The organism is Parvimonas sp. oral taxon 393 str. F0440 (assembly GCA_000223315.2).
Lineage (GTDB): Bacteria > Bacillota > Clostridia > Tissierellales > Peptoniphilaceae > Parvimonas.
This window is the reverse complement of sequence record AFUS01000004.1, coordinates 580,801-604,393: the sequence shown is the minus strand read 5'-3', so window position 1 is coordinate 604,393 and position 23,593 is coordinate 580,801. Positions and strand designations below refer to the sequence as shown.

At 26.7% G+C, this 23,593-nt stretch carries 22 protein-coding genes and 1 pseudogene; 2 read left to right on the top strand and 21 right to left on the bottom strand.

Annotation, left to right across the window (positions count from 1 at the left end):
- Positions 1–211: 211 nt before the first annotated feature.
- The 13 genes and pseudogenes from HMPREF9127_RS03940 to HMPREF9127_RS03885 form a co-directional block, all read right to left on the bottom strand.
- Positions 212–934 carry an iron transporter gene (locus tag HMPREF9127_RS03940; RefSeq protein ID WP_009447747.1) on the bottom strand — a complete coding sequence of 241 codons (723 nt, stop codon included), beginning with the start codon at positions 932–934 and terminating at the stop codon, positions 212–214.
- A gap of 65 nt (positions 935–999) precedes the next feature.
- On the bottom strand, positions 1,000–2,166 hold the full coding sequence (locus tag HMPREF9127_RS03935) for an FTR1 family iron permease (protein WP_009447836.1): 1,167 nt from the start codon (positions 2,164–2,166) through the stop codon (positions 1,000–1,002).
- 417 nt (positions 2,167–2,583) lie between these two features.
- Positions 2,584–3,264: a ferric reductase-like transmembrane domain-containing protein gene (locus HMPREF9127_RS03930; protein WP_009448316.1), complete on the bottom strand. Its 681-nt coding sequence runs from the start codon at positions 3,262–3,264 to the stop codon at positions 2,584–2,586.
- Complete coding sequence (locus HMPREF9127_RS03925; RefSeq protein WP_009448170.1) at positions 3,265–6,906, bottom strand: Rib/alpha-like domain-containing protein; 3,642 nt, start codon at positions 6,904–6,906, stop codon at positions 3,265–3,267.
- A gap of 179 nt (positions 6,907–7,085) precedes the next feature.
- Positions 7,086–7,388, bottom strand: coding sequence for an FMN-binding protein (locus HMPREF9127_RS03920; protein WP_009448057.1), 303 nt, complete (start codon positions 7,386–7,388; stop codon positions 7,086–7,088).
- A gap of 553 nt (positions 7,389–7,941) precedes the next feature.
- Complete coding sequence (locus HMPREF9127_RS09035) at positions 7,942–8,064, bottom strand: hypothetical protein (protein WP_009447974.1); 123 nt, start codon at positions 8,062–8,064, stop codon at positions 7,942–7,944.
- Between the two features lie 93 nt (positions 8,065–8,157).
- On the bottom strand, positions 8,158–8,586 hold the full coding sequence (locus tag HMPREF9127_RS03915; protein ID WP_009447881.1) for a SoxR reducing system RseC family protein: 429 nt from the start codon (positions 8,584–8,586) through the stop codon (positions 8,158–8,160).
- On the bottom strand, positions 8,574–9,287 hold the full coding sequence (locus tag HMPREF9127_RS03910; protein WP_009447714.1) for a tRNA threonylcarbamoyladenosine dehydratase: 714 nt from the start codon (positions 9,285–9,287) through the stop codon (positions 8,574–8,576). The genes HMPREF9127_RS03915 and HMPREF9127_RS03910 overlap by 13 nt, the downstream gene beginning before the upstream one ends.
- Positions 9,277–11,048, bottom strand: a pseudogene (aspS, locus tag HMPREF9127_RS03905) (aspartate--tRNA ligase). Before aspS ends, HMPREF9127_RS03910 begins: the two are co-directional and overlap by 11 nt.
- A 325-nt stretch (positions 11,049–11,373) precedes the next feature.
- Positions 11,374–11,919 carry a hypothetical protein gene (locus tag HMPREF9127_RS03900; RefSeq protein ID WP_009447990.1) on the bottom strand — a complete coding sequence of 182 codons (546 nt, stop codon included), beginning with the start codon at positions 11,917–11,919 and terminating at the stop codon, positions 11,374–11,376.
- A gap of 30 nt (positions 11,920–11,949) precedes the next feature.
- The gene (murJ, locus tag HMPREF9127_RS03895; RefSeq protein ID WP_009448122.1) at positions 11,950–13,452 is read right to left on the bottom strand and encodes a murein biosynthesis integral membrane protein MurJ; all 1,503 of its coding nucleotides are present in this window, start codon (positions 13,450–13,452) and stop codon (positions 11,950–11,952) included.
- 46 nt (positions 13,453–13,498) lie between these two features.
- On the bottom strand, positions 13,499–14,227 hold the full coding sequence (locus tag HMPREF9127_RS03890; RefSeq protein ID WP_009448227.1) for a hypothetical protein: 729 nt from the start codon (positions 14,225–14,227) through the stop codon (positions 13,499–13,501).
- 107 nt (positions 14,228–14,334) lie between these two features.
- Positions 14,335–14,724, bottom strand: coding sequence for a macro domain-containing protein (locus tag HMPREF9127_RS03885; RefSeq protein WP_009447811.1), 390 nt, complete (start codon positions 14,722–14,724; stop codon positions 14,335–14,337).
- A gap of 224 nt (positions 14,725–14,948) precedes the next feature.
- On the opposite strand from HMPREF9127_RS03885, the gene HMPREF9127_RS09030 reads away from it, so the two are divergent.
- Together HMPREF9127_RS09030 and HMPREF9127_RS09025 are read left to right on the top strand one after the other, a co-directional pair.
- Positions 14,949–15,620 carry a nucleotidyltransferase family protein gene (locus HMPREF9127_RS09030; protein ID WP_009447946.1) on the top strand — a complete coding sequence of 224 codons (672 nt, stop codon included), beginning with the start codon at positions 14,949–14,951 and terminating at the stop codon, positions 15,618–15,620.
- Positions 15,617–16,159: a nucleotidyltransferase family protein gene (locus HMPREF9127_RS09025; protein ID WP_482198152.1), complete on the top strand. Its 543-nt coding sequence runs from the start codon at positions 15,617–15,619 to the stop codon at positions 16,157–16,159. The genes HMPREF9127_RS09030 and HMPREF9127_RS09025 overlap by 4 nt, the downstream gene beginning before the upstream one ends.
- A gap of 131 nt (positions 16,160–16,290) precedes the next feature.
- On the opposite strand, the gene HMPREF9127_RS03875 is transcribed toward HMPREF9127_RS09025, so the two are convergent.
- From HMPREF9127_RS03875 to HMPREF9127_RS03840, 8 genes are all read right to left on the bottom strand, one after another.
- Positions 16,291–16,980: an LrgB family protein gene (locus HMPREF9127_RS03875; protein ID WP_009448381.1), complete on the bottom strand. Its 690-nt coding sequence runs from the start codon at positions 16,978–16,980 to the stop codon at positions 16,291–16,293.
- A complete protein-coding gene (locus HMPREF9127_RS03870) occupies positions 16,964–17,305 on the bottom strand; it encodes a CidA/LrgA family protein (RefSeq protein ID WP_009448177.1) in 342 nt (113 codons plus the stop codon). The genes HMPREF9127_RS03875 and HMPREF9127_RS03870 overlap by 17 nt, the downstream gene beginning before the upstream one ends.
- 76 nt (positions 17,306–17,381) lie before the next feature.
- Positions 17,382–18,266 carry a DegV family protein gene (locus tag HMPREF9127_RS03865; RefSeq protein WP_009448258.1) on the bottom strand — a complete coding sequence of 295 codons (885 nt, stop codon included), beginning with the start codon at positions 18,264–18,266 and terminating at the stop codon, positions 17,382–17,384.
- A gap of 107 nt (positions 18,267–18,373) precedes the next feature.
- The gene (locus HMPREF9127_RS03860; RefSeq protein WP_009447916.1) at positions 18,374–18,916 is read right to left on the bottom strand and encodes a 5-formyltetrahydrofolate cyclo-ligase; all 543 of its coding nucleotides are present in this window, start codon (positions 18,914–18,916) and stop codon (positions 18,374–18,376) included.
- Positions 18,916–20,193 carry a bifunctional folylpolyglutamate synthase/dihydrofolate synthase gene (locus HMPREF9127_RS03855; RefSeq protein ID WP_009448021.1) on the bottom strand — a complete coding sequence of 426 codons (1,278 nt, stop codon included), beginning with the start codon at positions 20,191–20,193 and terminating at the stop codon, positions 18,916–18,918. Before HMPREF9127_RS03855 ends, HMPREF9127_RS03860 begins: the two co-directional genes overlap by 1 nt.
- A 1-nt stretch (position 20,194) precedes the next feature.
- Entirely contained in the window at positions 20,195–20,995 is an 801-nt protein-coding gene (locus HMPREF9127_RS03850; protein ID WP_083814276.1) for a bifunctional 5,10-methylenetetrahydrofolate dehydrogenase/5,10-methenyltetrahydrofolate cyclohydrolase, read from the bottom strand.
- A 60-nt stretch (positions 20,996–21,055) separates the two neighbouring features.
- Positions 21,056–21,694, bottom strand: coding sequence for a cyclodeaminase/cyclohydrolase family protein (locus tag HMPREF9127_RS03845; protein WP_009448041.1), 639 nt, complete (start codon positions 21,692–21,694; stop codon positions 21,056–21,058).
- Positions 21,695–21,710: 16 nt separating this feature from the next.
- On the bottom strand, positions 21,711–23,381 hold the full coding sequence (locus HMPREF9127_RS03840) for a formate--tetrahydrofolate ligase (protein ID WP_009447831.1): 1,671 nt from the start codon (positions 23,379–23,381) through the stop codon (positions 21,711–21,713).
- Between the last annotated feature and the right edge of the window lie 212 nt (positions 23,382–23,593).

The following is a 23,593-nucleotide window of genomic DNA, read 5'->3' as shown; positions in this document are numbered from 1 at the left end:
TTATTTTATTTAATAAAGATATATTTTTCTTTAAAAAAGACAAAACTAATGCAAAGAAAAAGAAAATGTACATATAGTAAAAATTACATCAACATAAAATTTTCCCAAAATAAAACCTCGCTCCTAAAACGTGGCAAAACCTCCCTTAAAATTTTAAGAGAGGATTTACCTATTTGTCATATATTAAATACTAATAATATTTATATTACTATTATTTGTTTTGCAATTGTTGACCTGTATAATCCCATTCGAACTCAACAGTTTGTTTTTCATAATATTTTGATGCTTCAGCTTTTCCACCATCTTTAATTGCAGGAACACCTGTTTCTTCATCAGTGTGTAATAAATAGTCAGCTGACGGTTGAATTTCAATAACTAATTTATACTTACCAACCTTAAGCACATTCTTTTTGATATTTGTTCCATAATGTGCTCCATCATCAGCGTTCATAGGCATCATTGATCCGGAAGTAACTTCTTTTCCGTCTGTTGATAATACTTTATAGTTTACTGTTAAATATGCAGGCCAAATATCCTTTCCACTACCAAAACCGAATTTTTTACCCGCTTCTTTAGTTAAATGGATATCTGCTTCTAAGTGCATATCTGATTCAGCTGCACTTGGTTGTCTTCCTTCAGGAACCATATCAACCCCTTGGAAATATACTGTAGCAACTTGGAAAGGTCCTACTATTTTTTCTTCTCCGATTTTAATTTCTTCAAATCCTGATTCACCAGGTTTTTCAGCATCTTCAGCTTTTTCATCTTCAACACCGGCATCTTTTAATTTTTCAGTTAATTCAGAGATTTTTTTATCTTTCTCTTCAATTGACTTTTGTAATTCATTTAATTTAGCTGTGTCATTCTTTTGACAACCAACCAAACCTACTGATGCTAATAATGCTAATGTTACAACCATTTTTGACTTTTTCATAAAATAAATCCTCCTAATTTTTGTTTTCATAAAAATAAATAACTAAATTTGATAAGTAAGAAAAATTAATTTGATTTTTTAATTTTTCTTAATTTGAAATAGTGTCCCAACAATATCCAAACACTAATTATTACTAACATAATTTGCGGAATTAGTGTTTCAGCTCTATCATAAATATTCAAAATTGGAATAGTCCAACCTTGCATTGCGGGTATAATTGTTGAACCGGAAATAACTCCTGCTTCTGTCAACTCTATAACCCCTTTTCCCATAAATGAGATACACATTAAATATAATAATATACTTGTAAACAAGAAAAACGGTTTAAGCGGTAATTTAACTGAAGTAAATCTAAAAAGCAAGAATATAACAACTAAAATGACTGAAGCTGCAATAAGTCCTCCCATAGGATATAAAATTTTACTTCCTCCTGAAAATGAAGCTTTATAAAATAATATAAGTTCCGCTCCCTCTCTCAATACCGCTAAGAAAGCTGCAAAAACTAAAGTCCATTTACTTTTATTATCTATTGATTTTTGAACTTTAGATTGAATATAATTTTCCCATGCCTCTTCTTCAGATTTTGATAAAATCCAGTTACTAACATAGAATAAAACTATAACTGCTAGGAACATAGTCCAACCTTCAAGTAACTCCTGTCCAACTCCGCCTAATAAGTAATTTATTATTATTGCTAAACCGAAACTACATATAACGGCAGCACCCATTCCCAAGTAAACTGATTTACAAAGATGTTTATTACCCGTCTTAACAAGATAAGCAATAATTGCAACACAAACCAAAATTGCTTCTAATCCTTCTCTAAGCATTAATCCGAAAGATGTTAAAAAATCTTGAATATTTTTAGCTTTTTCATCCCCCTGTTTAACCTCGGCATTCCCAAAAACAATCTTTCCTTCCGAATCAGGGGCACTTTTTGGAATCACCTTATCCAAAACAAGTGCATCTTTGTAAACTTTCATATCAAGTTCATCTATCGATGCTTTTATTTTTTCAACCGATTCGCTTGTATTTCCTAAAAAAGCATGCTTGATTTCTCTAAATAATGCTTCAATTTCATTTACTCTGTTATTAGAAATCGCAACCATAACATTTTTTTCAAAGCCTTGAACCTCATAGTAATCAAAATATGCAGAATCCATTGCCTTATAAGCACTTTTGAAATCCTTTTTATCAGCATACTCTTTTGCTTCTGTAAATTTTATATGCATATCTTTAGCAACTTCTTGCCAATTTGAATACTTTTTCTTTTCAACTTTGGCATCGACGTTTCCAATATTACATACAAATAAAACACTACAAAATATTAGAAAAAAGATAATATTTTTTTATAACTTAGCACCTCCCTAAAAACAATATATGATAAAGATAATATATATCACATAAATAGCGAAAAAGTTAAGCATCAATCACACAAAAATCAATGCTTTAAACTCAATATTAAATCTATCAGATATATATTATCATATTCAATAAAAAATTTCAAGAAATTAATAAAAATTTTCATTTAATAAAACCCTTATAACAATATATATTAGTGTAAAAATAAATGATAGATTATTATTATAAAACAAATTATTTTATTTGATAGAAAAGACTATTGCATTTTACTTTGCAATAGTCTTTTTTTATCTTTGTCTATTTTTAGTTATCAAATATTTTCTAAACCTAAGAATTGTATATGACATATAAATAACAGTGTATAGTACTATTGATAGCATATGTTTTTCAGGCTTAATCATAAATAGAATCATCAAGTGTACATATATTAGATAAAAAAACGGGTATGCTAACTTTTGCAAATTTTTCCAATTTTTAGCTTTCATTTTCTTTCTCACACACTTGAATGAAGTTATCATAAGCGGTAACATCATTGATATAAGGATTAAACTTATTATAGTTGCCGTCTTAGTATAAACATTCATTTTTGATGCATTTGTAAAAAATTCTACAAAATATCTTATCCCAAATGCTACATTATGACAAATCGCTGCAAAACAACCTATAATTGACATTTCACCTCTTATACTCATAAGTTTTCGTGTATATTTGTTATGAGTTGTAATAACTCCTAAAAACATTACTATCATAAATGTTACTGTTGAAAATATGCCTCTTTGAAAAATATCCATAATATATTTTGTAAACCAAATTGGCATATTTTTATAAAACTTTGTTTGATAATACAATACAACCGGAATTATTAATATATAAGTCGCCATATAAAATAGAATTGGATACTTTTTTATAATATTTGCAAATAAAATATAAAATAATGTTATTGCAATTAATCCTACTATTAAATTCATCTAATCTTCCTTTTCATTAATTTTAAAATTTTGTTTTTGGACTGAGTCATCGGATGGTTTTCCTAAATTGTTCGAATCTGTTTCAGATACTTTTTCTTTAGTTGTATATCCTGTTTCAGTAATTTTATTTTCTGCAGAAGCATTCTCCAATTCATCAACATTTTTAGTTTCTTTTTTTGAATTCATAACTTTTTCTGAATCTTGATTCTTATTGCTTTCTACACTATTTTTTATTTCTTTATTTTCTTCCAGATTTTTTTCAGGTTCTTTCCATTCATCAATATTTCTTATTTTTATATTGAAAATTTCAACCAATTTATTTCCACTTTCATAATCATTTTTTTGAATTAAATTTTCACAGTAAGCTCCAACTGATAATTTTTTATTCTTAATCAGTGAACTTATAATACTGTCATTTTCTATTTCTTTCTTTGAATCTAAATCTACAACTTTAATTCCAAACAAGTGAAAATCTGAATAAGGTATATTTAAAATAGGTGTTCCGGTAGTTGCCCAATCGGATTCATTTTCCAATTTGTTAGACATAAATAATGTTACTTTTAAATCATTTAAATTGAACTTATCTTGTAAATCATATTGTGTCTTATTTGACATTAATCTGAATATTCTATATACAGGATACGGAACTATTTTAACTGAAATTTCTAATTCAAGTTTAGATCCATCATTAAAGCTTAATTTTATCTTTCCTTTTTGATTTCCTAGTTTCGATCTGTCCGGTTCTTGTATTACTTCAATACGTGAAATATCTGAAGAACGAGATTTCAATTTTAAATCTCTATTTATAGCAAAGTCTGAAAATGCACCCCATTTAACTGTTTCCGCAAAATTTTCCTTATCTCCATACTTAGGGTCTTTTACTACTACATTTACTATTTCATTTTTTATTTCAGGATATAAAATTTTAAATTCCTCTGCTTTGTTTGGAGCAGTATCTTTTACTATAACATTTATTGATATATCTTTTGTACTTTTATCTGTAAATTCAAGCCTTACTTTCATTAAAGTACCTGTCTCATTTACTTCACTTACATTTGCATTTTCAATAATCTCTATCTTAGTACCTTCAGGTAAATCATCAAAAAAGTTATTTAAATGACTCAATTTTACTTCCTTGCCTTTAATTGTAATTAAGTCTTTTTCTTTGTAAACATATTTATCTGCCATAGTATTAACTTTTTCTTTTACAATAACATCTATCTCCAATTCTTTTTCACTACCATCATCAAATGATAATTTTATTAAAAGTTTTTGTGGAATAGTGTCATTTGCTTTGTTTATATCAACTTCTTTCAAAATTGAAATATTAGTTTTATCAGGTAAATTTTTTAGAACACTTCTTATTTTAGAATCAGTTATTTCAGCTCCTTTAGATATAATCAAAGTTTCCGGTATTTCTTTGTACAAAAATGCCTTAGGAATTTCTCCTTCAACTTTTGTTTTTATACGGAAAGTATTATTAAATAACACACCTTTATACTTTTCAATAACATCTAGTGTGTATTCTCCACTAACAAAATCTGCAATTAAAGTCTTATTTTGTGATTGAATTAAAGGAATTTCTATTTCTTCAGAAGTTTTTTTGTCTTTAGCTATTATCTTAAACTCAATTTCTTTATTATTAAGTTTTTTAGCAACCTCTTTTGAAACTGTAATATCTTGAATAAAGTCTGTAGTATTATAACCATTAGTATCATACCACTCAGAACCATCCTTAGCTTTTATCTTAATTCCAGATATTTCAAAATTCTTATTCATATTTTTAGATATGAGAATTGTATTTAAAAATTTAAAACTATTACTCTCTTCATGAACTATTCTAAGCTTCAATCCATCAGATACATTATGTCCTAAATTTTCCTTATTTAAGACTAATCCGTCTTTTATTTCTTTCTTATGGTCATTAATTACTTTTAATCCATATTTATCAAAATCCGAATAAGAAACTGTAATTTTCTTATTATTTTTTTTATAAATAGTGACTTTTAAATCTTTTAAATTAAGCTTATCTCCTTCTTTATAAGAAGTTTTAAAACTACTGTCATCAACTCTCATATCATAAAAATTAAATTTTTTAGCTTTCAATAATGCATTTTTAATAGAAGTTGCTGTTCCAGTTGCAGTGAAAGTAGCACCACTTACTGCATCATAATCTTCCCCATCATACCCTAATTCTTCTCTAACATATATTTTTAGCAATGTGAATATCCTGTCATGAATATTTCTCTCTCCTGTTAAATGAGATTGATCTATAGTAAGTCCCCATTTACCAAAATTATGTTTTCCAACAACTTTATCCAATGCAGCTCTATAAACTTCAACCGTTTGCTCTTTTCCTTGAGCTTCTTTCATAACCTCTCCGGCAGCAGTCCTTAATACTTCAAATTTATATATCAGAGATTCAATATTTTGCATATTTTTAATTCTGTTAATTACAGTATAGAATTTATCTTGGAATACCCCACCATCATCTATTTTTCCCGGTGCAGTTAATCCTTTTAATCTATCCAACTCTTCTTGAACAAGTTCTATATCTTCAATTTTATTGTTCTTAATAGTAACTTTTACAGGAATAGGTTTATTAGAAACAAATCCGTAACTATCTCCATAGTAAACTCCATCAGGATAATTTATATTTTTATCAAGATTTTTAACTTCTTCAGCAGATAAAAACTTAAAGATACCATCAGCTTTATCATTTACTAATACAGGGATCTCTACTACTTTCTTACTCTTGTCCTTGAATATAAGTTCAACTACAATTTTCGTATTTCCTGTAGAACTTGTATCTGCATTATTTTTTATATTAATTTGAACGTCTTTAGGCAATTTTTCCAATGAGTTTCTTATTTTTTGTAATCCGATAGTTTCTCCTACTTCTACAATTATAGTCTTAGGAGAATAAATATATTTATCAGCATCACTTCCATTAGAATCTACCGCTTTTTCTAAGGCATTAACAACTGCATTTATAAAACCTTTTGATGACGTTGTAGCTCCGGAAATTGTATCAATATTTGTTGATTGATTAGAAATAATCCTACTCTCCAATAATCCTGCTTTTTGATTATCAAAATATGACTTGTCATCATTATTTTTAATTAATTCTATTTTTGTTATTTTACCACCACTAACAGTCACTTGAACTTCAAGTGAATTTGTATAGTATCCACTTGATTTTCCAATATAAACGCCGTCTTTTAAACCTTTAAAATATTTTTTTATTTGTTCGATTTCACGGCTATTTTGCCTTGGAATGTTTTGTTCAGTTTCTTCAGATATATTAATATCAGGACTGTTATTTCCATTACTTGCTTTTCTTAAAGCATCTTTTACAGCATTCAATATTCCCCTACTAGAAACGGTTGCCCCCGATACTGTATCAATATTGCTACTACCATTTATAACTTTATTTAGCACACTTTTTGCCCAAGTGAAATATGGATAATCATCACTATGACTTATAACTCTTGCATCATATATTACTCCATTTTTTATGGAAATTGAAACCTTGATTGGTCCATTATATCCATATCCTACACCGATAAATGTACCGTCTTTTAAATTATTTCTGTTAAATCCGACTTTACCAGCAATGGCTGAAGTTTGTTTTGCAAACAACTTTGCTTTTTCTCTATCTCTTAATTCTTTATTTTCCTTTTCAAGATTCGTAGCTACATCACTTGTTTTTGCTCCAGCTTGAACAAGAGCTTTATAAACAGCTACTTTAATCGCATCGGAAGTAACTGTTGCTCCAGAAATTGAATCAACATTAAATGTGTTTTTTTCTACAATGGTTTTTAAAATTTTTTTGCCATTTCATAATATTCATCTGTTTCACTATGTGAAAGCACCTCAACTGAAAAAATTTTACCTTCTTTAATTACAACTTTTACTGTTACAGTACCTTCATAACCTTCGGCACTGGCAGTATATTCTCCATCTTTCAATTCATTTGGAGACTTTACACTATCAAGTTTTGTAGTTTCATTTATTCTGTGTCTTTGTTTATCAGAATAAACACTATTATATACAGTGTAACCTATTCCGGCTGTTGTAATACAAAAAACAAATAAACCGGCAATAATACTATTTTTTTTCATAAATTCCCCCAATATTTATTTTGTTAAATTTATAAATTTGTCACTTATTTATAAATATAACAATAGACATTATCAATTCTACTAAAATTAATAATTTTTTTCAACTAAAAACAACAATTTTAATATTAATTTTTCTTATTAATAAACTCTAATTAGATATATTTAATAACTAATTTCATATTTTATTCTATTATTTTTAAAAATTTATTAATTATTTAAAAATATTTTTCATAGTTATTAAAGATATTTATTACAATTATATATTATTAAGTGAATTTTTACATAATTTAACGAAGTTTTTTATGTATAAAAAATTTTTATTAAAAAATAAACAATTTGTGATTTTATTAATGATATTTTTCAAAAAAATCATTAATTCTGCTACTACATATATTTTTAAAATAATATCTTCTTTAACCTAATTACTTAAATTTTGATTTTACAAAAAAAGACATATCTTCAATTATTATTTGAAAATATGTCATAAAGTTTAAATATATTAATTACAAATTATTTTTTATAAAAGCATCATTTATAAATGCCAAAATAAAGTCTAATATTCCAAAAAATATAATATAGTTTGATGATTTCTTTTGGGCAATTTCCCAATTTTCATTGATTTTTTAGTTCTAAAACCATATATTCCCGAATCAAACTTTAGAGGAAATATCTTCATAATAATCCCTCCTCTAATAAATACTATAGCTACAATATACATCATATAAAATCTCCAATATATATTGATACTGTAAAATATATTTACTGATATCTAATCGTTCTTTGAAATAATTTCTTCCATATACATTGCTTTTGTAGCTAAATATGCGTATTTTTTATCCACAAATTTTATTATTAAGAATGCTAAAAACATTGTAAACAATCCAACTACAAAGCCAATTATATCAATTCCTTTTAAATTCGATAAAGTAATATTCACTAACAATATTGAAAGAATAAACATTAAAATAGGAAAACCATATAAGAAAATAGAATATTTTAATATAATATTACTATCAACTCCTATCTTTACACGATCTCCAACTTCAGCATCCAAAGTGTTTTTCATAACTATATGCATAGTAGGTGTTGAACAGCCTCCACAAGTTTTACAGGTTCCTTTACACCCACTTATCCTTGAAATCAAAACCTTGCATTTATCTTCAGGTAAAATTTTAGTTATATATCCTACTTGTTCCATAATATCAAATCCTTTACTACTTCTGATGTAATAATAAGTCCCATAGTTGAAGGAATAAAACTTATACTTGAAGGAGATGATTTTCTTATCATATCAGATTCAATTTTTTCTCCAATTGAAATCTCATCAGAATAAACACATTTTAATTTTTTTACTCCAATTTTTTTTAATTCCCTTCTCATTACTCTTGCAAGCGGACAACCAGACGTTTTATAAATGTCAGCTACTTTAAATCTTGTAGGATCCAACTTATTTCCTGCTCCCATTGCACTAATTACCTTTATATTGTTCTCAAAACAATATTTTATTAAATAAATTTTTGAAGTAATAGTATCTATTGCATCTACAACATAATCATAATATTTCAAGTTAAATTTTTCAATATTATCCTTTTCCAGTTTTTCTTTGAAGATATTTACTTTTATATCGGGATTTATAAGCTCTATTCTCTTTTTCATTTCATCTACTTTGTATTTTCCGATATTATTTAACATAGCGTGAATTTGTCTATTTACATTAGTTATGTCAATAGTATCAAAATCTACAAGTGAAATCTCTCCTATTCCGCATCTACAAAGAGATTCAACTGTAAAACTTCCTACTCCTCCAATTCCAAATACTATAACTTTAGAATTTTTTAGAATATTTAGAGAATCTTTTCCGATTAAAGTTTCTGTTCTTGAATAAATATTATCTTCCAATTTTTAAATTTAACTCCTCAAGTTGTGCCTCTGATACTATACAAGGTGCATCTGTAAGTAAATCGGATGCGGATTGTGTCTTTGGAAATGCTATTACATCTTTTATATTGTTTGTACCCGCAAGTAACATAATCAATCTATCAAGTCCGAACGCAAGACCTCCATGTGGTGGTGTTCCATATTTCAATGCCTCAAGTAAAAATCCGAATTTTACTTCTGTTTCCTCTTTACTAAGTCCTAAAGCTTTAAACATTTTGTTTTGTAAATCCGAATTATTAATCCTAATAGAACCTCCTCCAAGTTCATCACCATTTATTACTATATCGTAGGCTTTTGCATAAACTTTTTCAGGATTGCTTTCCAAGTATTTAATATCTTCATCTTTTGGATGAGTAAACGGATGATGTTTTGAAACATATCTTTTTTCTTCTTCATCATATTCAAAAAGTGGAAAATCTACAATCCAGCATAGATTATATTCATTTGGATTTAGTAAATTCATTTCTTTTGCAATTACACATCTTAAAGCTCCTAATGAGTTTAAAACAATATCATTTTTATCTGCAAGAATTAAAATTAAATCATCATTTTCAGCTTCCATTTTTGCTTTTATATTACTAATGATTTCTTCGTTTAAAAACTTTGAAATTGAAGATGTAACTTCTCCATTTGCAATTTTTATCCAAAATAGATTTTTTGCACCATAATCTCTAATTGAATCAATTAATTTGTCAATTTTCTTTCTTGTATATTCCTTTGAATATTTTCCGATTGAAATTGCTCTTACACTTCCACCTGAAGCAATTGCATTTTTAAATAAATCAAATTCAACATTTTTAACACAATCAGTAATATTTCTAATTTCAAAACCGAAACGTAAATCCGGCTTATCACTTCCATATTTTTCCATTGCATCATCATATTTCATTCTTTTTATAGGTAATTCAATATCAATTCCTTTAATTTCTTTGAATAGTTTTTTTAACATTCTTTCATTTACATCAATAACATCTTCAACATCAACAAAACTCATTTCAAGGTCAACTTGAGTAAATTCAGGCTGTCTGTTTGCTCTTAAATCTTCATCTCTAAAACATTTTACTATTTGAAAATATCTATCCATTCCTGAAATCATCAAAAGTTGTTTCATAATTTGTGGAGATTGTGGAAGAGCATAAAAATTTCCTGGATTTACTCTTGAAGGTACAAGATAATCTCTTGCTCCTTCAGGTGTAGGTTTATTAAGGTATGGAGTTTCTATTTCCACAAAATTATTTTCAGTATAAAAATCTCTTATAACCTTACATACTTTAGCCCTTAACTTTAAATTATTTTGTAAACTTTCTTTTCTTAAATCCAAGAATCTATATTTTAATCTTAAACTTTCAGAAACATTATCATCATCTTTTATATAAATTGGCGGTGTTTGTGCAGTATCTAAAATCACAAGTTCACTTACTTCAACTTCAATATCACCAGTAGGTATTTTTGGATTTTTACTTTCCCTTTCAGAAACAATTCCTTTAACAGCCAAAACAAATTCAGATCTTATCTCTTTAGCGCTATTAAATATAGTTTCTCCTAAAGTATCTCTCACAACTATTTGTGAAATTCCTGTTGTATCTCTCAAATCCATAAAAATTAATGAACCCAAATTTCTTTCTTTAGCAACCCAGCCCATCAAAATTACTTCTTTACCAATATCCTCTTTTTTAAATTTCCACACATATGTGTTCTTCTTAAATTTCCCATTTGTGCCATATTTTCCTCCTTATAAAAAAATCCCTGCAAAAATGCAGGGACGAATTAAATCCGCGGTACCACCCTAATTATAGGTATCTCTCTTTAATATAACAGCTCCAGATTGTCCCATTTTGTATTAATTAGCAACTTTCACCAAATGTTACCTCTCTAAAAATCTTAACAAAACTTTTTTCCTTCATCGCTTACTATTTTAATTTTTATTAATTATAACAACAAAACAAAAAAAAGTCAATAAAATTAAATATAAACATTTTATAACTAAAAATATAAAAGGAGCAAATAATAAATTATTAACTCCTTAATTTTTAAATATTTTTTTCTTTTACTCAATAGATTTATCTTCTTTTACAACATCTTCGCTGTCATCTTCAACGTCATCTTCAGCATCATCTCCAAAGTCATCGTCTTCAATAACTTCTTCACTTTCTTCTGCGTCATTATCTATAAGTTCAACATCATTTTTGTTTTTACCAACTAAATATCCAAATCCACCTATTAAAACAAATGCACATGCTATAACCGGATATATCCAAAATGAAAACTTATTAGTTATTTTAGGATATATCTTTAAAAAGTTTTTAAAAACTTCAAAAAACGGGAAGTGATAGCGATTAGCTATATGAATAGAAGTTACAATCACCTCTGCTAAAACCATGGATGCACAAGAAACAATAATTGATATAACAACTCCAATTTTTGTTAATTTTCTTGAAAATAAAGTATACATAAAAATTGCACAATATAGAGCAACAAATCCTGACCATGAACTGAACACTCTTAACATAGCCACTCCTACATATAGTGCTACTCCTGCTAAACTACCAATTATTGCACCAATCGTTCCAAATAAAACATTTCCTTTTTTCATAATTTCTCCTTTCATAAATTATTTATATTTTTAATTTTTTAAAATAACCTTTAAAATATCCAATGCTTGTCTAGTTCTAAGTAAAACTGAAACAATTGCATAAGTTAAGCCTGCAAACAAAAGTGCAATTATAAAGCTTAAATTTGATGATAATTTCATATTCAATGCAATAAATATTAACCTAGATACAATTGCCATTGCTAAGACAGATATTAAGACTTTTTTTCCGTTATTTATAATTCCTTTAGTTTTTATCTTTCCTATCTTTTTTTCAAGCTTAAAATATAAATTTATAGCACCAAAAATAGTTGCAATACTTGAGCCTAATGCAAGACCGTTAAGTCCCATAAATCTTGAAAGTATTATTGATGTAATAACATTTAAAATTACCATTTCAATAGAATTTATAAGCGGTATTCTAGTCATTTTTAATGCATAAAATGCATTTGACAGTACATCTCTGATTCCTAATCCAATTAGACCTATCGCATAATAAAACAAAACTCCAGATACTAATATAACGTCATTTTCATCAAATTTTCCTCTTTTAAATATTAAAGTTACTATTTCCTTAGAAAAAATTAATATCCCTATACATGCTGGAGTTACTAAATATATAATAGTGGAAAGAGTTTTAGCAATCTGTACTTTAAACTTTTGTTTTGACTCTATAGCTAATTTACTAAGTGTAGGAAAAATAGAAGTAACAATTGAAACTACTAAAATCCCCCATACAAATTCATTCAATTTAACTGAATATGATAAAACCGAAATTCCTCTCACAGATATAAATGAAGCCAAATTTTTATCTATTAGTTGATTAATTTGATTTACAGCAACACCAAAAATTATAGGCAGTGCTAGAATCAAAAGTTTCTTTATATTTTCATCTTTGTAATTAACGAAAAATCTATGTTTATATCCAGTATTTTTAATTGCCCAAATATATGGTATATACTGAAAAATTGTAGCAACTGCAACCCCTATTGGTGCTAATATCGGATTAATTTTATAACTAATAATTAAAAATATAATTATTATAATATTATATAAAAAACCTGTTGATCCCGGAATTAAAAAATTTCCTTTTATATTTAAGTATCCTTTTAAAATTGAATTTAATAGTTGAGCAAACATTCCAAGTATAGTAATTCTTGTAAATTGTACGGATAATTCAAAAATCTCACCTGAATAACCCATAGCAAAAAGAAATACTATTTGTCTTGCAAATATATAAGCTAAAATAGTTGCAAAAATTGATATTAAAAAAATTATATTTATAATATTGCTTGTAAATTTTTCAGAGTCTTTTTTCCCTTTATTTCTTTCTATTGATGTATATGTTGGAATAAAATTAATTGAAATACCTGACATCACAAAACCTAAAATTGTATAGGGAACTAAAAGTGAAATTTGAAAAGCTGTTGCTATTTCACCTGTACCATAAAAATATGATAATAATATTTCTCTAAAAAATCCAAATATTTTAGATAAAATATTTATAACCATAAGTAAAAAAGCTGTATAACCCATAAAAATCTCCTATCATAAAAAAGGTCAAAAACATAAGTTTTTGACTTTAGTTTTTATATCTACTTGTTACTTTATCATTAAGTCCATACCATATAAATATTCTTGAAGTCTTATGTAAATGTTCCATAAAAACTTTATTTATATGATTATAAAGTTCTTCCAAATCTTTTTTTGTTAAGAATTTTTCTTTTTGTAAAACATAATAATTATTACCTTTAAATTCTAATTTTAATTGTTTTACAATATAATTATTAAGATTAAAAATATAATCTTTTATTACATTTTCAAAAAAGTCATTAGTCTTTTCTTCAAACTTTTTATTTAGATTATAATAATCTATAACATTATTTATAAGTCTGTTTCTAAATCTATAATCTTTAGAAGATAATTTTCTAACTATAAGTTTTTGCTTTCTGCTAATTTTTAAACTAGGATAATTGACTAAAAAATAATTTTCCAATTCATTAGCAAAAACATTTGATTTTTTACCATAAATATAGGAGTCAACCGCCAACACTATTTCTAAACGATTTATATCATCATAAACAAGTTTTTGAACGGCATTTTTTATATACTCCTTATCAGATCTGTTTTTATAAAAAACATCTAAACTTTTTGAAATTTTATTAAAAATCGCCTGTCTAAATCTTACATTAAATCCACGTTGTTCTATTGAAAGTGAGGAGACAAAAATATCAAAAGCTACTGAATCTTTCAAATACAAAAAATTATACTCTAAAGCAATTCTAGTATCTTTATCTAATAAAGCATTCATTTTTTTCTCCCCCTTCTTAAAATCTAATATATTTCACAAAAATTACATAAAAATATAGTCTTTAACCTATTTACACATAAAAACTACAATATCATCATTTATATTTCTTAAAATTTTTTAAAAATTTCACTATGTTTAAAACTATAACTATTTGAAAGTCTTGTTACATCAACTGCAACCGTATTAAACCCACGACTATTAATTTCGTTTAATATATTCAAAAAATTTTCCTCTAAAAATTTTTCGTCTTCTTCAGTTTCTATTTTTTGTGGGATTGAGCCTATAACAACATAAGTTGCTTTGAGATTAAATGCAGGAACAATTTTAAACTCTCCGGTCGCAAAAGAACTTATTTTGCTAAAAACATCAAGTAGCCTGTTACCTGCTTTAGAGACAATTTCCATAGTATCATCATTTGAAAATGCATTATCAACAAAATAAACAATACAGTCAGATTCTATATCAAAAATACTTTCACTAACTACTCTAATGTCCATAACAAACCTCCAAAAGCATATAATAAAAACAGTACAAATATTATATATTTTTTTAAAATTTAGTCAATAATCACAAGTATATTAAATTGATAATTTTCTGATTAATAAATTTATAAATAATATTACAATATGATATAATAATTACGAGAGAGAATTATTGATTAAATCTTATTAACATAAAAATACATTATAAAATTTTACTTAAATTTTAAAAAGGAGTATATATGAAAATTTCAGGAATAATAGCTGAATATAATCCATTTCATTTAGGACATAAATATCAGTTAGATACTCTAAAAAACGAATTAGATACCTATGTAATTGCAATAATGAGCGGAGATTTTGTTCAGCGTGGAGAATGTGCTGTTTTAGACAAATATAAAAGAGCTGAAATTGCAGTAAAAAATGGTGTTGATCTTGTAATAGAACTACCTTTTTACTACAGTTTACAAAGTGCTGAAAATTTTGCAAAAGGTGGAATTTCTATTCTAAATAAATTAAATATTGTTGACTACCTTTGTTTCGGTTTTGAATGTGAAAAAAAAGAGAATATAATAGAAATAGCAAAATTTCAGCTTCGATATAAAAATGAAATTGAAGAAGTCTTGAATAATGAAATGAAGCTGGGAAAAAGCTATGCTGTTGCATATAAAAACGCTTGTATGAAAATAAATAAAAAATATAAGGCTTTAGAAATAGAAGATGATTTTTTTATATCTAATAATATTCTATCAATTGAATATGTCAAAAACTTAATTTTATCAAAATCAAAAATAACTCCTTTCCCTATAAAAAGAAAAGGTAGAAATTATAATGATGAGAATTATAATACAGAAGAACAATTAAGTGCATCAGCAATAAGAAAGGCGATTTATGATAATAATTTTGAAAAATAAAAAACTTTATAGATAAAAATACTTTTGATGAATTAAAAAATTCAGTAAAAAATAATATTTTACCTAATGAAAAAATAATCTTAGAAATTTTAAAATACAATATTTTAATAAATCAAATAAATCCTGAAAATATTGTAAATTATGAAAATGGAATCTTAAATTTAATTAAGAAAAATATACATTCAGTAAACTCTATAGAAGAATTAGCAGAAAAACTACAAAGTAAAAGATATAAAAAAGTTAGAATAAAAAGATTTATTTACAACTATTTGTTAAATATAAATAATGATATAAAGGAAATTTACTCAAAAGACCCTGAATATATAAATATTTTAGCATTTAATGAAAATGGACAAAGTTTAATCAAAGAAATAAAAAATAAATCCAACCTAGAAATTGTAACTACAAATAAAAGTGCTCAGAATCTATCTGCTTTTCAAAAAAACAAATTTGAAATTGAACAAAACTCAAGGAAAATTTATAAACTGTTTACAAATACTAAAAATCAAACAAAATTCATTTCTTTTTTACAAAAATAACTGTTTTAATAATCGTTTTATATAAAAAGATATAATCATTAAATTACGATTTTTTCCGGTATTTATCTACTTGTTTTCACAATAAAAAGCTGTTATAAAGTAATAAATATTACTCTTTAACAGCTTTTTTTCTAAATAAATTTCAAAATTAAAGGTATTAAAATAACAGCTAAAATTCCAGAAATTGAAATTGAAACGGTAGAAATAGAACCTTCGATTTCTCCGAGTTCCATTGCTTTTGCAGTTCCTAGAACATGACTACAAGACCCAAGTGCAACGCCCCTTGCGACTTTATTATCTATTTTAAAAATCTTAAAAATAAGTTCTCCTACACTATAACCTATAATTCCACATATAACTATAAATACCATAGAAATTTCCATAATTGCCCCTATTTTTTTAGAAATTTCATATCCTATAGCAGATGTTACAGACTTTGGTAACATAGAAAGCAAAATTTCTTTATTTATTCCAAAAATATTACATAATACAATTCCTGTAATAGCTCCAACCCCAATTCCAACTAAGCATCCAAGTAATATTGGAAGAAAATATTTTTTTATTATATCTAAATTTTTATACAATGGTACAGCCAGTACAACAGTTGCAGGAGCAACAAAAAAAGTTAAAATATCTGCCCCCTTCTTATAATTAGAATAAGGAATTTTAAAAAATAAAAGAACTAGGATAATTAAAACTGAAGAAGTAACCATTGGACTTAAAAATTTCAATCCCATTTTTACTTGAATTTCATATCCTATAATAAATGTTATAATTGTTAAAAATATCCCAAAAAGGGGACTATTAATTATTAATTCCATTTTTTTCTCCTTTTTCAAAAATTTTTACAAAAAAAGTTGTAGCAAAAGCTGTAATAAGCATAGATACAACTACACTTACAAATAAAATAAAAAATATCTGTAAAAATTTCCCGTTAAAATAGTGAAATTTATCTATAACTCCAATAACTAATGGTGTCATAAATAATGTAATATTTTCGAGTAAAAACTCTGAAACTTTTTCTATTTTCTTTAATTGAATTGCTTTATAATATAGCAACACAGCCAAAATTAACATTGACAAAATAGTAGCTGGTATCGGAGATTTAAAAACTACTTCTAAAATCGTTCCAATAAACAAAAACATTAAAATAATTAAAAATTCATAGATATGTTTAATAATAATTCATCTCCTAAAATAATTTAAGGGTTATTTCTAACCCTTAAATTTCAAATTTATCATACTTTCCATATAATTCATCAAGAAAAACAATAGCTAAAACAGTAGGACCTGTATGACAACCTATAACTGCATCTACTCCTGAGATTAATATATCCTTATTATCAAATTCTTCCATCAATAATTCTTTTAAATCATTTGCTTTATCCTCACAATCACCTTGTAAAATAATAATAGTTTGTTTATCTAAAAACTCAGATTTATTCTTTATAATATCTATAATTTTTTTCTTAAAAGCTTTATGTCCTCTTACTTTGTCAAACAAGTTTAGCTTCCCTGTATCCTTTACAATATCTAATATAGGACAGATATTTAATAAATTACCTATTATAAATTTAGCTTTATTTAATCTACCACCCCGATAAAGATATGTCAGTTCATCAACAGTAAAAATATAATTTATATGTTTTTTATAAAAATCAATATATTTTAAAATTTCTTCTGTACTTTCGTTTTCTTCAATCATTTTTGAAATCTTAATAGCAAGAGCTCCATAACCAAAACTCGCACCTAAACTATCTATTATATAAATTTTCGCATCAGGAAATTCATCTAATAAATCATTTTTAACCATATTAGCTGTATTATAAGTTCCAGAAAGTCCAGAAGATAGAGAAATATAAATAATTTCATTTTTAGCTAAAATTTCGTCCTTAAAAGCATCATAGAAATCCTTATATGACACCTGTGAAGTTTTATAATTAACCCCTTTAGACATATTTTCAAATAATTTATATTTATCTATATCATAATTTAAAATATATTCATTTTCTCCGTCAGTAACAACCATATTAAAAATCTGGATTTTATATTTTTTTGCAATTTCTACAGGAATATCTGCTCCCATATCAGAAAATAACTTTATCATATCTACCTCCATTTTTAAAAACTTACCTGAATTATATAATATACCATTTTTGATATTTTTGCAAGAAAAAATAGTTTTAAAAATAAAACTATTTTAAAAAATTATATTTAGTTAGTTATTACTAAATCAACAGGTAAATCAAATTCATTTGTTGGAACTTTTTGAATAATTTGTTCTTTAAAAGCCAAGGATATTGTATATCCCTTAAAATCATTAAGGTATCTATCATAATACCCACCGCCAAAACCTATTCTAAAATTATCTTTATCAAATCCAACTCCCGGAACTAATATTAAATCAATCTGATCTTTTTCAACAATGTTTTCATCTATTTCAGGAGGTGTTTTAATACCATAATATCCTTCAATTAATTCATCTAAAGAATTTATTTTATAAAAAGTCATTTTCCTACTTTCTTTTTCACAAATTGGAGCACAGACTTCTTTTCCATTTTCTAATAATTTTTCAATTATCGGATAAGTATTTATTTCTGTACCGAATGGAATTGTAAGTGCAATACATTTTGCATTTTTAAAATTTTCGTTTTCAAATAACTTTTTATATAAAATTTCTTCAAAACTCTTTCTATCTTCATCAGATATATTTTTTAGCTTTTCTTGAATTTCTTTTCTTAAAATTTTTTTATCCATTAATAATCACTCACTCCTAAAAGTTTACGAACCTCTCCCACAAAATACAAAGATCCAAATGCTGAAATAACATCATCTTTATTTGAAATTTCAAATGCTTTATCAATAGCATCTTGATAGTTTTCAAAACTATAAACCTTTTTTTCAGTTAGGGCTTCAATTCTCTCCTTTAATTCCAATGCTTTCATTGCTCTATCGGAATCCGGTCTTACAGTTAAAAACATATCAAAACAAGGAATAATTCTTTCAAGCATTTCGTTGTAATCTTTGTCTGCCAAAACTCCAAAAATAGCAATTTTTCTATTATTTTTGTAATAAAAATTCATATTTGAAATGAATTTTTCAATCCCGTCAATATTATGGGCACCATCTAAAATAAAATCAGGATTTTTTGAAACAAGTTCAAATCTACAAGGCCAAGTAACGGTTGAAAATCCATTATAAATACTTTCATCAGAAATTTCAAAGCCCATTTTTCTAAGTTCTAAAAGTAATTCAAGAGAAATTGTAGCATTCTTAACTTGATGTGAACCAAGTAAATTAATTTTTAAATTCTTAAATTCTTTATAGTCTATAACTTGTCCTGATCTATTATTTTCCAATACTTTAATTTTTGATAAATCATTTAAAATAATTTTAGAATTCTTATTTTTTGCAACTTCTATAATGCTGTCCATAACATCATTATCTTGTGAATATAGAACTAGAGGAACACAATCTTTAATTATTCCCGCTTTTTCCAACGCTATTTCTTTTATTGTATTTCCCAAAAATTGTTGATGATCAAAGCTTATAGATGTAATTAAAGTAATTAAAGGATTATTTACTACATTTGTAGCATCAAGCCTTCCACCTAATCCTACTTCCATAATTGCAAAATCACAATTTTCTCTATAAAAATATAAAAATGCTAAAGCAGTTACAAGTTCAAAATCAGCAGGAAAAACTTCAAGAGTGTTTGCAATTTCTCTTACCTCATCCATTAATTCTATTAACTTATCTTCAGGAATATTTTTGTTATTTATTCTAATTCTTTCTTCAAAATTGTAAATAGAAGGAGAAGTAAACATACCAACTTTATATCCTTGTGAAACTAAAACAGAGTTTACAAAAGAAGTACAGGAACCCTTTCCATTGGTTCCTGCAATATGAATAATCTTTAATTTATCTTGTGGATTTCCTAACTTCTCCATAAGAATTTTTATATTTTGTAAACCTAATTTAACTCCACTGCAAACCTCTCCTCTGAGTTTTATCATTGCAGTTTCATAATCCATATTATTTTACCTTTTTTCTAGCGGCGATTAAACATTTTTCAGCTAAAACTGAAGTTGTTATTGAGCCGATACCACCCGGTACAGGATTAATATAACTTGCAATTTCAGAAACTTCATCAAAATGAACATCCCCTGTTACCTTTCCGTTTTCGTCATAATTTGTTCCAACGTCAACTACAATAGCTCCTTCTTTTACAAATTCCTTTGTAACGAAATGTGCTTTACCAATAGCTGAAACCAAAACATCTGCATTCTTACAAACTTCTTTTAAGTTTTGAGTTCTACTATGACATACAGTAACTGTTGCATTTTTTGCTAATAATAACATTGCAACAGGCTTTCCGATAACATTACTACGACCTAATACAACTGCATTTTTACCTGTTAAATCTAAATCATAAAATTCTAACATCTTTATAACGGCTGCAGCAGTACAAGGAATAAAACTATCTTCTTTAGGATAGAAAACTTCTCCAATATTATATGGACTAACTCCATCAATATCTTTTTTAGGATTAATTTTCATACCAACCAAATCATCGTCAATATGAGCAGGTAATGGTCTTAAAAGTAAAAAACCATCAACACTTTCATCATTTCCAATTTTTTCAAGTTCTGATATAAAATCAGCTTCAGTAATATCTTCCGGATAATGGAATTGAACACATTCAATTCCCAATGAAGATAAAACTTTTATAGCAGCATTTTCATAACCTATAGAATCACTTCTATCTCCAACTCTAATAAAACCACAAGTAGTAACTTTTCCCTTTTCCTTAAGTTCAGCAACCCCGGCTTTAATTTTTCTTTTAAAGCTATTGCTACTTCTTTACCTTTCATTATTGTTGTCATAACAATCTCCTTATTTTAAAAATCCATTAAATATTTCTTCAAATGCCTTATTCGCAAGTTCAGTTCCGTCTTTTAATAACTTCATGGATTTTTCATTTATTATCTTAATATTTTCTTCATTTTTCATTGAAGAAGTATTTGCAAATACACTTAAACTTGCACCTTTAAGAGCAGATTCTAAAAATACAGCTCCGGTTGCAACATCTCCAATAAGATTTTTATTCCCAATTCTAATAAGTCTGTCTACTAGACAAAGTGCGTCATAAGATTTTTCCATTATTTGTAAAGGAATCATAGCTGCATTATAAAGATTTATTTCTAATGCCTCTCTCTTTAATCTCTTTTCTTCATCAGTATTTCTTGGCATCTTATAACATTGAGAAAGTGGATAGAAAGCATCCGCATCTCCTTGAACTAATTCTTTTAAAGAAGTAATTAATTCGTTATATTTTTTTATTTGCTCATTAATTTCTTCTTCAACATCTTTAAATTTTTCATTACCAGTAGTATAAATTGCATCCATATTTAATAGAGCAACTCCCAAAGCACCTACAAGGGCGGATGCTCCTCCGCCCCCTGGTACAGGTTGTTTATCTGATAATTCTTGAATAAATAAATTTATGGTTTTATCACACATTTTTTGTTCCATAAATTCCTCCTATTAACTAGAATAATCCAACAATCTTTCCATCTTCTGTTATATCAATATTATTTGCAGCAGGAACCTTTGGTAATCCCGGCATAGTCATAATATCTCCACTGTAAGCTACTGCAAATCCTGCACCAGCTGCAATTTTAATATCTTTAATATTTACCTTAAATCCTTCAGGTCTTCCAACTTTATTCTTATCATCAGAGAATGAATATTGAGTTTTTGCCATACAAATAGGAACATTTTTAAATCCTAATTCTTCGATAGTTTTAATTTTCTTTTTAACTCCCGGAGAGAATGTTACTCCTAATCCACCGTAAACTTTTTGAACAATTTTATTTAATTTTTCTTCTAAAGAATCTTCAATATCATAAACTTGATTAATTGGTTTGTTATTTTCAGCAAGTCTTACAACTTCATGTGCTAAATCAACAGCACCTTCGCCACCTTTTGCCCAAACATCTGATAGAACAACATTAACACCTAATTCTTTACATTTAGTTTCAATTAATTTAATTTCAGCATCAGTATCTAATGGGAATTTATTAATTGCAACAACACAAGGAATACCAAATAAATTTTGCATATTTTCAACATGCTTTAATAAGTTTGGAAGTCCTTTTTCCAATGCAACTAAATCTTCATTTCCTAATTCAGTCTTAGCAAGTCCGCCATGCATCTTTAATGCTCTTACAGTAGCTACAACTACAACAGCATTAGGATTTAAACCTGCAAATCTACATTTAATATCTAAAAATTTTTCAGCTCCCAAATCAGCTCCGAAACCTGCTTCAGTTACAACATAGTCTGAATATTTTAAAGCTAATTTTGTAGCAATTATACTATTACAACCATGAGCTATATTAGCAAAAGGTCCTCCATGGATAAATGCAGGAGTATGTTCTAATGTTTGAACAAGATTTGGTTTAATAGCATCCTTTAATAATGCAGCCATAGCTCCATGAGCATTTAAGTCTTTTGCAGTTACAGGCTCACCTTTTCTATTATAAGCAACAATTATTTTTCCTAATTTTTCTTTTAAATCTTTTAAGTCATTTGATAGGCACAAAATAGCCATTACTTCAGAAGCAACTACTATTTCAAAACCATCTTCTCTTGGAACCCCATTAGCTTTACCATTTAAACCATCAACAATAAAACGAAGTTGTCTATCATTCATATCAACAACTCTCTTTAGAGTAATAGTTCTAGCATCAATTTCCAATTCATTTCCGTGATTAATGTGGTTATCTAACATTGCAGCTAATAAATTATTTGCTGCTCCAATAGCATTAAAGTCTCCTGTGAAATGTAAGTTTATATCTTCCATAGGAACTACTTGTGCATATCCACCACCTGCAGCTCCCCCTTTAACTCCAAAAACAGGTCCTAAAGAAGGTTCTCTAAGTGCAAGAGCTGTTCTTTTTCCTATTTTATTTAATCCGTCACCAAGTCCAACAACAGTTGTTGTTTTTCCTTCTCCGGCAGGAGTTGGAGTAATAGCAGTAACCAAAATTAATTTTCCATTTGGTCTTTCATTATAATCTTTTAATTCGTGTATATTTAACTTTGCTTTATAGTTTCCGTAAAGTTCTATAGCTTCTTCCGGAAATCCTAAGTAATCAGCTACTTCTCTGATAGGTTTCATTTTTGCTTCTTGAGCAATTTGCACATCTGTTTTCATAAAAGTCCTCCTTTTTATTAACAAAACATTTATAGGGAATCGCTTTTTCCCCCCATTCAGTATACAATTTATTTAATAATATGTCAATATCTTTTATTGAAAAAAATCTTATATCTATTCAAAAAAACTATAAAATACCCTTATAAATAAATTATAAAACATTTTTCACTTTTGCTTTTTATACTTATTTTGAGTAAAATTAAAGATTTATA

What these genes read in the sequence shown, in the direction of transcription:
- HMPREF9127_RS03890 (WP_009448227.1), bottom strand. Translation starts at nt 14,227, where the DNA reads ATGAATGCTTTATTAGATAAAGATACTAGAATTGCTTTAGAGTATAAT.
- HMPREF9127_RS03870 (WP_009448177.1), bottom strand. Translation starts at nt 17,305, where the DNA reads ATGTTTTTGTTTATTGGAACGATTTTAGAAGTAGTTTTTAAATCTCCG.
- HMPREF9127_RS03920 (WP_009448057.1), bottom strand. Translation starts at nt 7,388, where the DNA reads ATGAAAAAAAATAGTATTATTGCCGGTTTATTTGTTTTTTGTATTACA.
- HMPREF9127_RS03845 (WP_009448041.1), bottom strand. Translation starts at nt 21,694, where the DNA reads ATGGAACAAAAAATGTGTGATAAAACCATAAATTTATTTATTCAAGAA.
- HMPREF9127_RS03940 (WP_009447747.1), bottom strand. Translation starts at nt 934, where the DNA reads ATGAAAAAGTCAAAAATGGTTGTAACATTAGCATTATTAGCATCAGTA.
- HMPREF9127_RS03915 (WP_009447881.1), bottom strand. Translation starts at nt 8,586, where the DNA reads ATGGAACAAGTAGGATATATAACTAAAATTTTACCTGAAGATAAATGC.
- HMPREF9127_RS03875 (WP_009448381.1), bottom strand. Translation starts at nt 16,980, where the DNA reads ATGGAATTAATAATTAATAGTCCCCTTTTTGGGATATTTTTAACAATT.
- HMPREF9127_RS09035 (WP_009447974.1), bottom strand. Translation starts at nt 8,064, where the DNA reads ATGAAGATATTTCCTCTAAAGTTTGATTCGGGAATATATGGTTTTAGA.
- HMPREF9127_RS03865 (WP_009448258.1), bottom strand. Translation starts at nt 18,266, where the DNA reads ATGATAAAGTTATTTTCTGATATGGGAGCAGATATTCCTGTAGAAATT.
- HMPREF9127_RS03885 (WP_009447811.1), bottom strand. Translation starts at nt 14,724, where the DNA reads ATGGACATTAGAGTAGTTAGTGAAAGTATTTTTGATATAGAATCTGAC.
- HMPREF9127_RS09030 (WP_009447946.1), top strand. Translation starts at nt 14,949, where the DNA reads ATGAAAATTTCAGGAATAATAGCTGAATATAATCCATTTCATTTAGGA.
- HMPREF9127_RS03855 (WP_009448021.1), bottom strand. Translation starts at nt 20,193, where the DNA reads ATGGATTATGAAACTGCAATGATAAAACTCAGAGGAGAGGTTTGCAGT.
- murJ (WP_009448122.1), bottom strand. Translation starts at nt 13,452, where the DNA reads ATGGGTTATACAGCTTTTTTACTTATGGTTATAAATATTTTATCTAAA.
- HMPREF9127_RS03930 (WP_009448316.1), bottom strand. Translation starts at nt 3,264, where the DNA reads ATGAATTTAATAGTAGGATTAATTGCAATAACATTATTTTATATTTTA.
- HMPREF9127_RS03840 (WP_009447831.1), bottom strand. Translation starts at nt 23,381, where the DNA reads ATGAAAACAGATGTGCAAATTGCTCAAGAAGCAAAAATGAAACCTATC.
- HMPREF9127_RS03900 (WP_009447990.1), bottom strand. Translation starts at nt 11,919, where the DNA reads ATGAAAAAAGGAAATGTTTTATTTGGAACGATTGGTGCAATAATTGGT.
- HMPREF9127_RS03935 (WP_009447836.1), bottom strand. Translation starts at nt 2,166, where the DNA reads ATGCATATAAAATTTACAGAAGCAAAAGAGTATGCTGATAAAAAGGAT.
- HMPREF9127_RS03860 (WP_009447916.1), bottom strand. Translation starts at nt 18,916, where the DNA reads ATGGATAAAAAAATTTTAAGAAAAGAAATTCAAGAAAAGCTAAAAAAT.